Genomic DNA, 16,161 nt, shown 5'->3' with positions numbered 1-16,161 from the left:
TCGAAAAGCTGAAGGCGACTTAAAATAAAAAGTAAGCATATAAATAAATTAACTTAATTATGAAAAATTTCTTTAATGTTTTTGGTTTAATGCTTCTATTTGTAACAATGGCTAGTTTTACTTTGCAAGAATCATCTAGTTCTTCAGCATTAGAAGTAAGTCCACCAATGGTGCAAGGGTATGAAGCAGTGAAAAATGGTACAACTATTTACTTTAGTACTCAGCAATGTGCTATAAATAATGGGTATACTTTAACTGGTAATGTTGCTATGTTACCAGAAACACAGGTTTATATTTGTTTTGTTGGATAATAAAAACATATTTAAACATAAAAACCGATGATTTATTTAAATCATCGGTTTTATATATATTCTGAGAATTACAATTTTGCAAATAATTTTTCCATTTCTTCTTTTACTTCTTCAGCAAGAACGTTATCTACTAATATTCTTCCACTGTGTTCATCTGTGATGATTTTTTTACGACCAGCAATTTCCATTTGCGTTTGTGGTGGAATAGTAAAGAATGAACCTGCAGAAGCACCTCTTTCAATAGATACAACAGCTAATCCATTACGAACACTTGTTCTAATTCTATTGTAAGCACTTAATAAACGCTCTTCAATTTGTGTTTGATATTCTGCTGATTTTTCTGTTAAGAAGTTTTCTTCTTTTTCAGTTTCAGACATAATAGCGCTTAATTCTGCTTTTTTGTGTTTTAAATGTTGTTGTTTAGCATCTAATCTTTCTTTAGATTGTCCTAAAACTTCTTTTTTATGTTCAATAGAACCTTTCATTTCTTTAATGTGCTTTTCAGCCAATTGAATTTCTAATTCTTGAAACTCAACTTCTTTTGTTAAAGAATTAAATTCTCTGTTATTACGAACATTTTTTTGTTGTTCTAAGTATTTCTTGATGTTAGCTTTATGATCATCAATGGCATTTTTCTTTTCCTTGATTTGCACATCGATAGTTTCTAAATCTGATTTTAATTTATCTAAACGAGTAGTTAGACCGGCAACTTCGTCTTCTAAATCTTCCACTTCTAGAGGAAGCTCTCCTCTAACGTTACGTATTTCATCAATCTTTGAGTCAACTAGCTGTAAAGCATAAAGTGCTCTTAATTTATCTTCTACGCTAAGTTCTTTTTTGTTTGCCATATTAAAAGTATTGAACAGGATTTGTATTTTCTTCTGATAAAACGACTGCAAAATTAGTGATTTTTTCTTTAAGATAATCAACAATATAATTTTTTGTGTATCTTTCACTCTCAAAGTGACCAATATCAGCTAAAAGTAGCTTGCCTTCTGCTTCGTAAAATTGGTGATATTTTAAATCGGAGGTCAAAAAAGCATCTGCTCCAGCTTGTAAAGCAGCCTTAATAGCAAAACTTCCAGAACCTCCTAAAACGGCTACTTTTTTAATTTCTTTATTTAAAAAAGCGCTATGTCTAATGCCACCACTTTGCATTTTGTTTTTTACTAAGGATAAAAATTGTTTCTCATTCATAGCTTCAGGAAATTCACCAATCATTCCTAAACCTATATTTTGATGTTTATTGGTTAGTGCGTAAATTTCGTAAGCAACCTCTTCGTAAACATGATTTTTAAATAGCGCTTTTAAAATTTTGGACTCTAAATGCTTTTCAAAAGTAACTTCTATTTTTATTTCTTTATTTTCAACAAATTCAAATCGCTCTCCAATTTCAGGATTACTGTTTTCATTGCCTAAATAGGTACCAATACCTTGACTATTAAAACTACAATCTTCATAATTTCCTATTTTTCCAGCTCCAGCTTCAAATAAGGTATCTCTTAAAGAAGTAGCGTTTTCAGGAATGGTGTAAGTTACTAGTTTTTTGATGTAATTTTCTTTAGGAATCAAAATTTTAGTATTTGTAAGTCCTAATGCATCACAAAATATTTTATTTACACCTTTTTGATGGTTGTCTAAAGCTGTGTGAACCGCGTAAATAGCAATGTCATTTTTTATAGCTTTTACAATAGCTCTTTCTACATAGTTTTTACCTGTAATTTTCTTTAATCCACTAAAAAGAATAGGATGAAAACAAACGATAAGATTGCATTTTTTTGAAACGGCTTCATCAACAACATTTTCTAACGCATCATGACAAACTAAAATGCCATTTATAGTCTCGTTTGGGTTACCGACTAACAATCCTACGTTGTCAAAATCTTCAGCATAGGCTAGTGGAGCTAGTTCTTCAAGGATTGGAAGTATTTCAAAAAGTTTCATTACGATATATTTATTTCAAAGATAAAAAATTGCTACTTTCGTGCTATGATTTTTTTAAGAAAAATATTATTTCCTTTATCCTTACCTTATTGGGTAATTACCTATTTGCGTAATTTTTTATATGATATTGGACTATTCAAAAGCCAGTCTTTCAGTATTCCTATTATCGCTGTTGGAAATTTGAGTGTTGGTGGAACAGGTAAAACACCTCAAATTGAATATTTAATTCGTTTGTTAAAAAATTATAAAGTAGCAACTTTGAGTAGAGGTTATAAAAGAGCTTCTAAAGGGTATATTTTAGCCAATGAAAATACATCTGAGAAAGATCTAGGGGATGAACCTTTTCAGTTTTATACGAAGTTTCCAGAAGTTTTAGTTGCTGTTGATGCTAATAGAAGAAATGGAATAACTGAATTATTAAATCACAAACCAGATGTTGTTTTACTTGATGATGCTTTTCAACATAGAAAAGTAAAAGCAGGTTTCTATATTTTGCTTACAACTTATAACGATTTGTTTAGTGATGATTATATTTTACCCTTTGGTAATTTAAGAGAACCAGAAATGGGAAAAAAAAGGGCAAACCTGATAATTGTCACAAAATGTCCTAATGATTTATCGGATATTGCACAAATGAAAATTAAACAGCAATTAATGGTTGAGGTTCCTGTTTATTTCAGTACAATTGTTTATGATCAATATATTTATTCTAAAACAAATAAAATTGAAATAAATTCTTTTAAAGAAGAGAAAGTATTAGTAGCAGGAATTGCAAAACCCGATTTGTTTTTTGATTTTTTGGGAAACCAAAGCGACGAAAAAATAACTTTTCCAGATCATCATGATTTTAGTGAAGATGATATTAAAAAGATTTTGGTGACAGCCAATAACAGAAAAATAATAACTACTGAAAAAGATTATATGAGATTAGATGGAAAAATTCCAAGTAGTCAATTGTATTATTTGCCCATTCAAAGTAGATTGATACAAAATGAAACCAATTTTAATACTAAAATTTTAGATTATGTGGGAAAAAGTACAAGAAACAGCTAGTTTTATTAGTTCTAAAACTAATTTCAAACCTGAATATGCAGTAGTTTTAGGTTCTGGATTAGGTGGTTTTGCTGATGATATTTCAGTTGAATGTTCTATTTCTTATAGTGATATTCCTAATTTTCCAGTTTCTACCGTGCAAGGACATAAGGGAGCATTATTATTTGGAACCATTGGAGATAGAAAAATAATGGCTATGCAAGGTCGTTTTCATTATTATGAAGGGTACGATATGAGACAAGTTACTTTTCCTATTCGTGTGATGAAACAATTGGGAATTGAAAAGTTAATTGTTTCAAATGCTTCTGGAGGTGTAAATTCTTCTTTTAAAGTGGGCGATGTAATGATTATAAAAGATCATATAAATATGATGCCAGAACATCCTTTACGTGGACATAATGATGAAAGATTTGGACCGCGTTTTGTGAATATGAGCGAGCCTTATTCTAAAGAAATGATTGATAAAGTAAAACAAATTGCGAAAGAGTTAAAAATCGATGTTAAAGAAGGAGTTTATTTGGCTTTACAAGGACCTACTTTTGAAACTTTGGCAGAATACAAAATGGTAAAAAATATGGGGGCAGATTGCGTTGGAATGTCAACCGTTCCTGAAGTAATTGTCGCGAAACATATGAATATGGATTGCTTAGGTATTTCTGTTATTACAGATATGGGTAATGAAGGGCAAATTCATGAAGTAAACCATGAGGAAGTTTTAGAAGCTGCTAAAAAAGCGGAACCTCATGTTAGAAATTTAATTAAAAACTTTATTCTTGATTTTTAGCTAAAAAACGGAATAATATTTCATAAAATTCTTCAGGAACAAATGGTTTCATGATAACCTCGTCCATTCCATAGGAAAGTAACATCTCTCTATTTTCATTAAGAGAAATAGCGGTTAAAGCTATAATAGGTATTGTTGGGCTAAACTTTCTTATTTCTAATGTTGCTTCAGTACCATTTATACCTGGTAAATGAACATCCATTAAAACCAAGTCATACTCATTTTCCATTAAGTGATTGATAGCTTCTTCACCGTTATCTATGGTAAAACAAGAAATGCCTTTTTGTTCTAGCATTTTCTGTGTTATCATTTGGTTGATTTTATTATCTTCAACCAAGAGTATTTTTTTCTTTTTGCCTAAAATTAAATTTTCTTTTGAAATAATTTCAGCTATTTTTTTTACTTCTTCTTTTCCCTTTTTGAATGTTAAATCAAACTTCAGGCTAGTTCCTTTATTTGTATCACTTTCTAAGTAAATTTCACTACCTAAAATTTCTACTATTTTTTTTACAATAGATAATCCTAATCCTGTGCCACCATAAGTTCTGTTTACTTCAACTGAACCTTGACTAAAACTTTCAAAAATAGTAGCTTGCTTTTCTTTAGGAATACCTATACCATTATCTTTTACTTCAAATGATAAAACGACTTTATTATCGAAATCTTTTTTCTTCTTTATAGAAAGCCAAACATCTCCATTTTTACTAAACTTAATAGCATTATTTACTAAGTTAATTATGATTTGAGATATTTTTGTTGGGTCGCCAATAATATTTGGCTCTATACTCTTGTCTATTAAGAGATGGAAATTAATATTGTTTTCTTCAATAAATTCATTAAATGAAGTTTTAATGTTTTCAAGAAGTTCAGGTAAATTGAAATTAATTTTTTCAACCAGTACTTTGTCAGATTCTAATCTATTTATTTCTAAAATATCATTAATAAATGTCAAAAGATATTTTCCAGAAAATTCTAATGATTTTAAATAGTTTAATTGAGTTGCTTTTGGTTTTTCATTTAATAACAAGTAGGTAATTCCATTTATTGCATTTAATGGAGTTCTAAGTTCATGGCTAACAGTTGCTAGAAATTCGGCTCTTGCTTTACTTGCTCTTTCAGCTTTGTTTTTTTCAATGGTAAGTTCTTTATTTTTTTCTTTAAGAAGCTTATTAGTGCTAATCCTAATTTTATTGTTTTTGTAAAGCGATAAACTAAGTAGTGATAAAATAGAAATTAAAGCAATGCTAAGTATACTGATCAATTTATTAAAGCGTAGTGAACGTTGCTGAATTTTTTTGTCTTTATCGAGTTGTTCAATAGTTTTTAGTTGTTTGTCAAATTGAATTTTATCAAAAGTATTTTCTGTTAAGGAATGATTGTAATAATTGCCTAATGAATCAACAATAGCTACATATTTTTCTAAATACATTTGTGATTCAGTAAACTCATTGTTAATTTTATGAGTCAGACTTAATTGTTTTAAAATTTTTTTCTGGAGTGGTATGTTTTCAGAATTTTTCTCATTTAATTTCAACGCAATGTTAAAATTTGTAATGGCTTCTTCATAATGTTTTTTAATAATTTCTATCTCTCCAATTTGGTAATAGGCTTCAATTTTTGTTTCAATAAAAGCATCATTACTAATGTTATTGATTACAGATGAAAAAATTGAAATGGCATTATCATATTCCCTTTTGTTTTTTTGAATAATTCCCTTTTGAATTTTTATAAGCTGAATTGCATCTGTGAAATTTAATTTTTCATAAATTTCGCTAGCTTTTTTAAAATATACTTCCGAAAGTTCTACTTTGTCTTTTTCTAAATAACACTTTCCTAAACTGTAATAGGCTAATGCTAAATTTGCTGAGGGCTCTTTAGCTTTGTAAAGATTAATGCTTCGAATAAAGTTTTCAATAGCAGTGTCTGTTTTTTCTAAATCATAATAAATACTTCCAAGAATTAAATAGCAATTAGGGAGTTTCTTATCTATTTTTTTATTTTTAGCATAAAGAATGGCTTTTTCTGTATATATAATAGCTTTGTTGAACGAATGTTTGTCTTCTTTATTAAACGATGCTATTTCTAAATAATAGTCAATACTATCATTTATTTGCGTTGTTTCTTTTAGAAGTGATTGTGAATTACTAAAAGTACAAATGAAAAAAAAAGCAATTAAGTAGCTTTTCATTAAAATCGAATTTTAAAGTTTTAGTCAAACAGTTACCAACAAAAATATGTTTTTTTTCTTTTGAAAGCTATTTTTTTGTTTGGAATAAATTAGCCAAAATTTAAATTATTCTTTGATATATATTCTATTAGATTAATTAATCTTGAGGAATAACCAATTTCATTATCATACCAACCCACAATTTTTACCATCTTATCAATAACAGATGTTAATTGAGCATCAAACAAGCAAGAATTTTTATTACCAATAATGTCTACGGAAACAATTGGATCTTCGGTATAATCTAAAATGCCTTTTAAATGTGTTTCTGAGGCTAGTTTAAAAGCAGCATTGATTTCTTGTATGCTTACTTGTTTTTTTACATTTAAGGTAATGTCTGTTAAGGAACCGTCTGGAACTGGAACTCGAATACCACAACCACCAATTTTACCTTCTAATTCTGGAAAAATTTTGGTCAAAGCCTTTGCGGCTCCAGTTGTAGTAGGTACAATAGATTGTGAAGCGCCTCTAGCTCTTCTTAAATCTTTATGGGGTTGATCGTGTAAACTTTGATCAGTTGTGTAGGAATGGACTGTTGTTATATAAGCTTGCTCAATTTCGCAAAGTTCTTGAATCACTTTTATCATTGGTGCAGCATTATTGGTGGTGCAACTTGCATTCGAAACGATGACTTCAGAACCATCTAAGATATCTTCATTTACACCAAGAACAACCGTTTTAATAGTTTCATCTTCTGGAGGAACGGATAAAATTACTTTTTTGGCTCCAGCCAAAATATGTTGGTTAATAGTTTCCCAAGTTTTAAATTTCCCAGTAGATTCAATTACAAAATCAATAGCTAAAGATTTCCAATCTAAATTTTGAATTTCTTTCTCATGAAAGAATAGATACTCCTTCTCATTAATAACTATTGCTTTGTTGTTGAAACTCACTTTTTCTTGTAAAACACCATGAATGCTATCATATTTTATGAGATGACTCATGGTCTTATTGTCTGCAATATCGTTGATAGCAACAACTTCTATAGTAGGATGATTTAGTAATAATCGGAAAACATTTCTACCAATTCTTCCGAAACCATTAATTGCAATTCGTGTTTTTTTCATTTTTCGAGTTATCAGTTGTTTGTTATCAGTTGTTAGTACTTTGTAGTAACGAACAACTTACAGCATACAACTAAATGTATTTATAAAATATGTTTCTCTGCATGATAAGAAGAACGCACAAGCGCACCACTTTCTACATGTCTGAAACCTAATTCTTTTCCTATTTTTTCGTATTTCTCAAATTGCTCAGGTTTAATATACTCTTTTACTGGTAAGTGTTTTTTTGAAGGTTGTAAATATTGACCAATAGTCACAATGTCAACATTGGCATCTCTCAAATCATGCAAGGTTTGAATCACTTCTTCTTCCGTTTCTCCTAAACCAAGCATAATTCCCGATTTCGTTCTTTTGATTCCTTGCGTTTTTAAGTAACGTAATACTTCTAAACTTTTTTCATATTTAGCTTGTATACGCACTTCTCTTGTTAAACGTTTTACGGTTTCCATATTGTGAGAAACCACTTCAGGAGCTACTTCAATAATACGATCTAAATTTCTTGTATTGCCTTGAAAATCTGGAATAAGGGTTTCTAGTGTAGTATTCGGGTTCATTCTTCTGATGGCTTTCACTGTTTCAGCCCAAATGATGGATCCCATATCTTTTATATCATCTCTGTCTACACTAGTAATAACTGCATGTTTAATTTGCATTAATTTTATTGAACGTGCTACTTTTTCGGGTTCGTCCCAGTCCACTGTTTCTGGTCTTCCTGTTTTTACACCGCAAAAACCACAAGAACGGGTACAAATATTTCCTAAAATCATGAATGTAGCTGTGCCTTCTCCCCAACATTCACCCATATTCGGACAACTTCCAGAGGTACAAATCGTATTCAATTTATATTTGTCAACTAAACTTCTTAATTCAGTATATTTTTTACCAGTAGGTAGCTTCACACGCAACCATTTTGGCTTCGGTTCTCTTGGTGGAAAAACATTTTCTAAAACTGTATTCATAGAATTTATTTTGAACTACAAAGATAATAAGAAGTTATAAGGTAGCAGTCAGAAGTTAGAAAAAAAGCAAACTTTAATAAAACGTTGAATTTTGTTTTTGGGCGTTCCCACAAGGGTCGTGCTGTTCACTGTATCTTTTGTTTCATTTTATTACACAAAAGGATGCCGTTTCCATCACTAACGCAGATGAACCTCTAAAGTTTGTTATTCTGTAAAATCTAAATCCGTATTGTGTGTTTCTGGAATAGTTAAAGCAGAGTAAATGCCTAAAGCAAAAACCACAAATCCAACAATTGAAGCAGCAGTTATTACACCATTATTAATCTTTAAAGAATCAAAACTAAACAACATTAGAGGAAGTAATCCTCTAACCATGTTAGGAATTGTTGTAGCAGCAGTACTTCTAATGTTAGTACCAAATTGTTCTGCTCCAACGGTTACAAACATGGCCCAGTAACCAGTCCCTAAACCTAGCCATGCACAATAGAAATAATACATGTTCTCTGTTTTCGTACCACCAAAAAGCATCAAACAAACTCCAATTATTGTGAATAGCATCATATAGAATATAGCTTTCTTACGAGAATGTAACCAATGTGAAATAAAACCACTGGCAAAATCACCAACCGAAATTCCAATATAAGTCCACATGATGGCTTTTCCAGGATTTATGCTTTCAATGCCAAAAGCACTAGCAAATTGATTTCCCATTACAGCAAGAATTCCAACACAAAACCATGTTGGTAAACCAATAGCAATACATTTCAAATATTTTATAAACCGATTGAAATTGGTAAACAAATAGAAGAAATTCCCTTTTTGAATGTGCTCTGATTTTTTGATCTCTTTAAACATGCCAGATTCTACAACTCCTAGACGTAGAAACAGTAGTAGTAAGCCTAAACCGCCACCAACGAAATAGGCAATTGTCCAATTTTCTGCTAATTGTACAGTTAGTTGTGCAACAACAGCACCTAACAAACCAAAACCAGCTACAATAGAAGTGCCAATAGCTCTTAATTCTTTAGGTAAGGATTCTGAAACCAATGTAATTCCTGCTCCTAATTCACCAGCTAAACCTATTCCTGCTATAAAACGGATAAGAGCATAGGTAATGTCAATATTTTCTTGTGGAAAGTAGGGTAAGAAGCCACAAGCAATATTAGCCAACGAATACACTAAAATAGAACCAAAGAGAACAGAAAGTCTTCCTTTTTTATCCCCAAAAACGCCCCAAATGATTCCACCAATCAATAATCCGAACATTTGAGCATTTAAAATCATCGATCCAGATTTGTCAATATTCAATCCTAAAGACTCTAAACTAGGAATGCGTACAATTCCAAAAAGGAGTAAATCATAAATATCAACAAAATAGCCTAATGCAGCAACAATTACAGGTAAAGAAAATAAATGTTTTAATTTTTGAGAAGTAGTAAATGAATTCATTAATTTCTAAAATTGGATTATACCCAAATATAGAAAAGTTATTTAGATTTCTTTTTCTCTTTTTTAGTAATAATTTCGGCTAGCAACTTTTTAGCACGAAGTAATTTAATCTTAATATTGTTAAGAGGTTCTTCCAGTGTCTCTGACATATCTTGATAGCTCATTTCTTGAAAATAACGTAGCTGAATCACTTCTTGATATGCAGGTTTTAATCTTTTAATGTAACTCAAAAGTTGAGACAAGTTTTGCTCAGTAATGATTTCATCTTCTATAGAAGGAGTTTCGTCTGCTACATTAAAGGCACTATCGTCATCACTGTCAGAAATATCAATAAATAAAGATGATTTTTTCTTGCGTAGCATGTCTATATGAACATTCTTTGCAATGGTTATTAACCAAGTATTAAAGCCAAATTCAGGATTATAGGTCGTAATCTTGTCAAAAGCTTTAGCAAATGTTTCTATAGTAATATCATCTGTGTCGGTCTCATTTTCTGTTCTTTTTAACATAAAACCGTATACCTCATTCCAGAAAAAGTCAAGTAAAAAAGTAAATGCAACTTGGTCACCAGTTTTGGCTGATTCAATGTTTTTTTGGATAATTTCAGAATTTATTTCCAATGTACTGGTTTTGAAAAAAGATTAGTAAAGAAAACGTTTAGTTGTGTAAATATTAGTAGTATTTCGATAATTGGAAACCAAGGCAAAGTGTCTTTTTCATTTAATTTTCCTGCAGCATACCCTAAACTAACCCATGTGAAGGCATATCTAAAGATAATTAAGCCTAAAACCAACATCCATTCAAACTGAAAAGCTAAAAGAATCACAGCAAGTAAAATGAATAATAACTGTGAAATATAAAATAGACCCAATTGAAAACGGTCAAAACCTTTATATAGCTTTGCGGTAGAAACATGTCTTCTTTTTTGGTTGAACCAATCTTTAAAAGATTTTTTAGGTTCAGAATAAGTAAAACTTTCTGGAGTGAAGCAAATTGCTGTATTGGATTTATTTGCTACTTGATTTACAAACAAGTCATCATCACCAGATCTTACTTTCATGTGTTCAATAAATCCACCAGCACTATAAAATTCTTTTTTTGTATAAGCTAAATTTCGACCTACACCCATATATGGTTTTCCAATTTTTGCCCATCCAAAATATTGTGTAGCTGTTAGAAGTGTTTCTAATCGAATAATTTTATTTAAAAAGGAATTCTTGATTTTTTCATAAGCACCATATCCTAGAATAATACTTTTTTCATTGGTAAACTGTTCAGCCATTTGGCTAATCCAATTTTTAGTGTTTGGAAAACAATCTGCATCGGTAAAAAGGAGATAATCATTTTTTGCAGCTTTAATTCCTAATGTTAAAGCGTATTTTTTGTTTCCCCAAAAGGTTTCATTGTTTTTAACTTTAACTACTTTTACATTAGTATATTCTTTTTCATACTCTTCAAATAATTCAAGTGTTTCATCTGTTGAAGCATCATCTATGAGGACTATTTCGTATTCAGGATAATTTTGAGTAATTAAAATAGGAAAGAATTTCTTTATGTTTTCTACTTCATTCTTAGCACATACAATAACAGATACAGGAACTTTAGTAAGAGTGGTGCTTGTTGTTTTTTTTGCAAACGAAAATTGCCCAAAAATAAATATATAGTATATAAATTGAATACCAACTATAACTGCTAAAGTGATTAGTAAGATTGTGAAAACCATATCAGGAATCTAAAATTAGGAATGTGAGCTTTCTTTGCAATCTTTCATTTCTTCGGCTGTTTTACCGCAAAAACTACAATTTTCTCCATCAGGATTCAAGAAAGGGCTTTGACTGGCACAGGTACCAGCAAATTTTCCATCTTTTTTCCCCCAAATTTTAATGGTAATTCCTAACACTGCTACAGCAAGAAGTCCTATTGTAAGTAATATTAATTTCATCTTTATTTAATAAAAAAATCTAGTACAAAGATACAAAAAACAATTTTGAGTTGTATGTTAATTTTAGATTTTGAAAAGGATTTTGATTTTTAAATAATATTAACCTCTGTTTCAATAGATATACCGAATTTGTTAAAAATAGTTTTTTGTATGTCTCTAGAAATAGCTAAAATTTCTTCTCCTGTAGCATTTCCGTAATTGACCAAAACAAGAGCTTGGTCTTTATGAATTCCAGCATCACCAAAACGTTTTCCTTTAAAACCTGCTTGTTCAATAAGCCATCCAGCAGGCACTTTTACTTTAGTTTCTGAAACCTTATAATGAGGCATTTTAGGATAATCAATGGTAGCTTTTTGGTAAACAGTTAAAGGTATTATTGGGTTTTTGAAAAAACTACCACTATTTCCTAGCTCTTTTGGATCTGGAAGTTTGCTCTTTCTTATATTGATTACTGCGTTGCTTATGTCTTTTAGAGTTGGTAAACTAATGTTTTTACTGACTAATTCCGTTTCTATAGCACCGTAAGATGTATTTAGAAGATGATTTCTTTTTGTTAGTTTAAAAGTTACAGAGGTAATAATGTATTGGTTTTTTAATTCGTTTTTAAAAACACTCTCTCTGTATCCAAAAGCACAGTTTTCTTTGTTAAAAGTAACTAGTTTTTGAGTAGCAATTTCCATCGCTTCACAACTAAAGAAAGTGTCTTTAATTTCTACTCCATAAGCACCTATGTTTTGAATAGGAGTAGTTCCTACATTTCCAGGAATCAAGGATAAGTTTTCAATGCCTCCATATCCATTTTCAATACAGTATAAAACAAAATGATGCCAATTTTCACCAGCATTAGCTCTTATCCAAACAAAATCTTCATTGGTATCGATTACTTCAATACCTTTAATATCTATATGTACAACTAGTTTTTCAATATCTTTAGTTAATAGCATATTACTTCCACCACCTAAAATAAAGATATCATCATGATTTTTTAATAAATTAGCTAATTCTTCTTTGGAGTGAATAGCTTTAAATTGTTTTGCTTTGGCATCAATACCAAAAGTATTATATTTCTTTAAAGAAAAATCCGTTTCAAAAATCATACTTAAATTTAATTTAATAAGGTAAAAATAATAATTATTTGCTAAGAATTAAGATTGTAAATGGTATAGGATTGATGGGTACTTTTTATAATATCTTCGGTTCGTTCTGCGTGAGTGTCTGAAATAAAAATTTGTCCAAAAACAGCGTCATTAACCATTGAAACAATTTTTTCTACTCTAGTTTCGTCTAGTTTGTCAAAAATATCATCAAACAATAATAAAGGTAATTCGCCACTTTGTTGTTTTATAAATTCAAATTGGGCTAGTTTTAAAGCAATTAAAAAAGATTTTTGTTGACCTTGTGAACCAAATTTTTTAATTGGGTATCCTTCTATTTCAAAAGACAAATCATCTTTGTGAATACCACTACTTGTATATTGTAATGCTCTATCTTTTGAAAGATTTTGTTTAAAAAGTACATTCATTGTCGAATTAGAAAGTTGACTTTGGTAAACCAATTGTACAGATTCGCTTTCATTGGTAATGATAGCATGATATTTTTGAAAAATAGGGGTGAATTGTTGGAGAAATTTTTTTCTTTTTTCAAATATACTTTTTCCTAACGGCTCTAATTGTTCGTCATAAACAGAAAGATTATCTAAGTCGAAAGCTTGATTTAGAGCAAAATATTTAAGTAATGCATTTCTTTGAGCAATTAATTTTTGATATTGAATTAATTCGTTCAAGTATTTGTGGTCTAATGTAGAAATAACGCTATCAATAAATTTACGTCTAGTTTCACTTCCTTCAATAATTAAATCGGTATCTGATGGAGAAATGATTACTAAAGGAATAAAACCAATGTGTTCTGATACTTTATCATAAATTTTGTTGTTTCTTTTAATTATTTTTTTTTGGCCTCTTTTTACACTACATGATATTTTTTCTTCCTTTTCTTTTTTAATAAAAATAGCATCTAATAAAAAAAAATCCTCATCATGTTTTATGTTTTGTGATGCTAGTGGATTGAAATAACTTTTTCCATAAGCTAAATGGTAGATGGCATCTAATATATTGGTTTTGCCAATGCCATTTTTGCCAACAAAACAGTTTATCTTACTGTCAAAATCTAAAGATTTAGAAGTAATATTCTTGTAATTTAATAAGGTGAGATGTTTTAAAAACACTATCGTTATTTCTTTAAAAATGTAGAGAGGACAAAAGTAATAGTAAATAAAGGATTTACGAACTGTTTTTAAAAGAAAATAAAAATGAAAACACAGTAAAGTGACTGTTTTCTTATGAATTATGATTTTTAAATTGAGACTACAGAAGGTGTAAAATGCAAATTATTAGCTATAGAATTGTTGTTCTATAGTCTTTATTGTATAAATAATGATTATTTTAAAATATTTTTTGTGTGTGTTTGAATAAAAATTATATTTTTGCACCTCTAATAAATGTATTAATAAATGGCAACATATAACAAAAGAGGTTATAAAACACCAAAACCAAAAGAAGTTTTAGATAACGAAAATGAATTTGATGAAGTGTTAGAATCAGGTGAAAGTACTACGGAAGAAGTATTTAATACACTTGACCAAACAGCATCTAGAACAGAAGAATGGGTGGCTAAAAACCAAAAATTGATTTTAGGAGTAGTTGGTGTTATTGCATTAGCAACTATTGGATATTTATTGTTTAATAAGTTTGTGGCTGAGCCAAAACAAGATCAAGCGTTAAATGATATTTACCAAGCACAGGTATATTTTAATGATGCATTGACTAATACACAAAATCCAGATTCATTATTCAATTTAGCACTTAAAGGTGGTGAAGGGAAATTAGGATTGATTAATTTGGCAGATGAATATTCTGGTTCAAAAGCTGGTAACATTGCTAATTATTATGCAGGTATGTCATACTTACATATTAAAGATTTTAAAAATGCAGAGAAGTATCTTTTAAAATATGATGCAAAAGATGCAACTACCAAAGCTATTGCTTTAGGAGCATTAGGTGATGCTTATTCAGAATTAAATAAAGTAGAAGAAGCAATAAATTCATACAAAAAAGCAGCTGAGGTTGAAGAGGATGATTTTACAACTCCTAAGTTTTTAATGAAAGCAGCTCAATTAGCTTACTTAAACAATAAAAAGGCTGAAGCACATGCTATGTTTACTACAATTAAAGAAAAGTACGAAACTTCTAGAGAAGCAATAAATATTGATGCTTTAATCGCAATGACAGAATAAGCTTATGGCTACTGAAAATAAAAATTTATCTCAATACGATAAAAACACAATCCCAAATGCGAAAGATTTTCGATTTGGGATTGTTGTTTCAGAATGGAATGATACAATTACTAATGGTTTATTTGAAGGTGCAAAAGCAACTTTACTAGATTGTGGAGCTTTGTCAGAAAATATTGTTAGATGGGATGTTCCAGGTAGTTTTGAATTGATTTTTGGATCTAAAAAAATGATTCAAACTCAAAATGTAGATTGTGTCATTGCTATTGGGTGTGTAGTAAAAGGTGAAACCATGCATTTTGAATTTGTGTGTGATGGAGTAACGCAAGGCATAAAAGATTTAAATGTTAAATATGATGTTCCAACTATTTTTTGTTTGTTAACAGATAATACTATGCAGCAATCCATTGATAGAAGTGGAGGAAAACATGGTAACAAAGGAACAGAGACAGCAATAGCTGCTATTAAAATGGTAGATTTAAATAAAAAAGCTAAATAAATATTCTTTTTAGCTTTTATATTTTACAATTAACAAAATTTATCATTTTGTATTTCTAATTCTATCTAATTTTAAGTATTTTTGATTCTATAAAACATTTAAAATTGTTATATAAGTCAAAAAATAGAAACTTCAATTACAAACCTCGATTTTCAAAAGAGAATCAAGACAATTCCAATGGAGATTTTTCTTCCAAAAATGATTTTATTTCTGAATGGAAAGAGGTGCATAAAAAAAATAGAAAAGTAAAAACTGCTTTGCCAATAGTTACATTAATACTATTCTTGGTATTATTATTGATTGGTATGTATGTATTAGATTCCTACATTAAATAATTAAAAGTAAAAGCAAAATGGGTTTTTTGAGCAAGAAGAAAAATAAAAAATTTAGCTATCAGCCTAGATATTTCGATGATAAGGGTGAAGGTAATCCTTATGAGTTTAAGCATAAATTTGACGAATATCGGGTGACAGTTGGTTCAGACAGAGGGTTGAAAGCTAAATTCACAAATGCTTTAAGAGATTTGAAGCATAATCAAAATAGAGAGGCTAATAGACGTATTTTGATTATAATATGTGTTTTGGTACTTGTTTTCTTGCTTATCATAGGATTCGATTTGTCGATCTTCAAAAAATAATAA

General features: G+C 29.7%; 18 protein-coding genes. 7 read left to right on the top strand and 11 right to left on the bottom strand.

The window, feature by feature from the left end:
• Nucleotides 1–59 precede the first annotated feature (59 nt).
• Nucleotides 60–311 carry a hypothetical protein gene (locus tag FIA58_RS06605; RefSeq protein WP_140961412.1) on the top strand — a complete coding sequence of 84 codons (252 nt, stop codon included), beginning with the start codon at nucleotides 60–62 and terminating at the stop codon, nucleotides 309–311.
• Between the two features lie 68 nt (nucleotides 312–379).
• Here FIA58_RS06605 and FIA58_RS06600 read toward each other — a convergent pair whose 3' ends face one another.
• Together FIA58_RS06600 and FIA58_RS06595 are read right to left on the bottom strand one after the other, a co-directional pair.
• Complete coding sequence (locus FIA58_RS06600; RefSeq protein ID WP_140961410.1) at nucleotides 380–1,159, bottom strand: zinc ribbon domain-containing protein; 780 nt, start codon at nucleotides 1,157–1,159, stop codon at nucleotides 380–382.
• 1 nt (nucleotide 1,160) lies between these two features.
• Nucleotides 1,161–2,255 (bottom strand): Nif3-like dinuclear metal center hexameric protein, encoded by a 1,095-nt coding sequence (locus FIA58_RS06595; protein ID WP_140961408.1) that lies wholly within the window; start codon nucleotides 2,253–2,255, stop codon nucleotides 1,161–1,163.
• A 45-nt stretch (nucleotides 2,256–2,300) separates the two neighbouring features.
• Here FIA58_RS06595 and lpxK point away from each other — a divergent pair, with 45 nt between their 5' ends.
• Together lpxK and FIA58_RS06585 are read left to right on the top strand one after the other, a co-directional pair.
• Entirely contained in the window at nucleotides 2,301–3,308 is a 1,008-nt protein-coding gene (lpxK, locus tag FIA58_RS06590) for a tetraacyldisaccharide 4'-kinase (RefSeq protein WP_140961406.1), read from the top strand.
• Complete coding sequence (locus FIA58_RS06585; protein ID WP_140961404.1) at nucleotides 3,280–4,092, top strand: purine-nucleoside phosphorylase; 813 nt, start codon at nucleotides 3,280–3,282, stop codon at nucleotides 4,090–4,092. Before lpxK ends, FIA58_RS06585 begins: the two co-directional genes overlap by 29 nt.
• Here FIA58_RS06585 and FIA58_RS06580 read toward each other — a convergent pair.
• The 9 genes from FIA58_RS06580 to recF all read right to left on the bottom strand — a co-directional run bounded on the left by FIA58_RS06580 (nucleotide 4,076) and on the right by recF (nucleotide 13,957).
• Nucleotides 4,076–6,280: a tetratricopeptide repeat-containing hybrid sensor histidine kinase/response regulator gene (locus tag FIA58_RS06580; RefSeq protein ID WP_140961402.1), complete on the bottom strand. Its 2,205-nt coding sequence runs from the start codon at nucleotides 6,278–6,280 to the stop codon at nucleotides 4,076–4,078. The genes FIA58_RS06585 and FIA58_RS06580 overlap by 17 nt on opposite strands.
• A gap of 89 nt (nucleotides 6,281–6,369) precedes the next feature.
• Nucleotides 6,370–7,386: a type I glyceraldehyde-3-phosphate dehydrogenase gene (gene gap, locus FIA58_RS06575; protein ID WP_140961400.1), complete on the bottom strand. Its 1,017-nt coding sequence runs from the start codon at nucleotides 7,384–7,386 to the stop codon at nucleotides 6,370–6,372.
• Nucleotides 7,387–7,466: 80 nt separating this feature from the next.
• Nucleotides 7,467–8,342, bottom strand: a complete 876-nt coding sequence (gene lipA, locus FIA58_RS06570) for a lipoyl synthase (RefSeq protein ID WP_140961398.1) — start codon at nucleotides 8,340–8,342, stop codon at nucleotides 7,467–7,469.
• A gap of 204 nt (nucleotides 8,343–8,546) precedes the next feature.
• Nucleotides 8,547–9,791 carry an MFS transporter gene (locus tag FIA58_RS06565; protein ID WP_140961395.1) on the bottom strand — a complete coding sequence of 415 codons (1,245 nt, stop codon included), beginning with the start codon at nucleotides 9,789–9,791 and terminating at the stop codon, nucleotides 8,547–8,549.
• Between the two features lie 38 nt (nucleotides 9,792–9,829).
• Complete coding sequence (locus FIA58_RS06560) at nucleotides 9,830–10,411, bottom strand: RNA polymerase sigma factor (protein ID WP_140961393.1); 582 nt, start codon at nucleotides 10,409–10,411, stop codon at nucleotides 9,830–9,832.
• Entirely contained in the window at nucleotides 10,402–11,514 is a 1,113-nt protein-coding gene (locus FIA58_RS06555) for a glycosyltransferase (protein WP_140961391.1), read from the bottom strand. The genes FIA58_RS06560 and FIA58_RS06555 overlap by 10 nt, the downstream gene beginning before the upstream one ends.
• 15 nt (nucleotides 11,515–11,529) lie before the next feature.
• Nucleotides 11,530–11,733: a membrane or secreted protein gene (locus FIA58_RS06550; protein WP_140961389.1), complete on the bottom strand. Its 204-nt coding sequence runs from the start codon at nucleotides 11,731–11,733 to the stop codon at nucleotides 11,530–11,532.
• A gap of 89 nt (nucleotides 11,734–11,822) precedes the next feature.
• Complete coding sequence (gene murB / locus FIA58_RS06545; protein WP_140961387.1) at nucleotides 11,823–12,830, bottom strand: UDP-N-acetylmuramate dehydrogenase; 1,008 nt, start codon at nucleotides 12,828–12,830, stop codon at nucleotides 11,823–11,825.
• Nucleotides 12,831–12,871: 41 nt separating this feature from the next.
• Nucleotides 12,872–13,957, bottom strand: coding sequence for a DNA replication/repair protein RecF (recF, locus tag FIA58_RS06540; RefSeq protein WP_140961385.1), 1,086 nt, complete (start codon nucleotides 13,955–13,957; stop codon nucleotides 12,872–12,874).
• 285 nt (nucleotides 13,958–14,242) lie between these two features.
• On the opposite strand from recF, the gene FIA58_RS06535 reads away from it, so the two are divergent.
• The 4 genes from FIA58_RS06535 (at nucleotide 14,243) to FIA58_RS06520 (ending at nucleotide 16,158) form a co-directional block, all read left to right on the top strand.
• Nucleotides 14,243–15,025: a tetratricopeptide repeat protein gene (locus FIA58_RS06535; protein ID WP_140961383.1), complete on the top strand. Its 783-nt coding sequence runs from the start codon at nucleotides 14,243–14,245 to the stop codon at nucleotides 15,023–15,025.
• Nucleotides 15,026–15,029: 4 nt separating this feature from the next.
• Nucleotides 15,030–15,521, top strand: a complete 492-nt coding sequence (gene ribH / locus FIA58_RS06530; RefSeq protein ID WP_140961381.1) for a 6,7-dimethyl-8-ribityllumazine synthase — start codon at nucleotides 15,030–15,032, stop codon at nucleotides 15,519–15,521.
• A gap of 104 nt (nucleotides 15,522–15,625) precedes the next feature.
• Nucleotides 15,626–15,856: a hypothetical protein gene (locus FIA58_RS06525; protein WP_140961379.1), complete on the top strand. Its 231-nt coding sequence runs from the start codon at nucleotides 15,626–15,628 to the stop codon at nucleotides 15,854–15,856.
• A gap of 17 nt (nucleotides 15,857–15,873) precedes the next feature.
• Nucleotides 15,874–16,158 (top strand): riboflavin synthase subunit beta, encoded by a 285-nt coding sequence (locus tag FIA58_RS06520; RefSeq protein WP_140961377.1) that lies wholly within the window; start codon nucleotides 15,874–15,876, stop codon nucleotides 16,156–16,158.
• The last annotated feature ends 3 nt before the right edge of the window (nucleotides 16,159–16,161 follow it).

Origin of the sequence: Flavobacterium jejuense, assembly GCF_006491595.2 — a bacterium.
GTDB classification, from domain to species: Bacteria; Bacteroidota; Bacteroidia; order Flavobacteriales; family Flavobacteriaceae; genus Flavobacterium; species Flavobacterium jejuense.
This window is presented reverse-complemented; position numbering and strand designations above follow the sequence as displayed.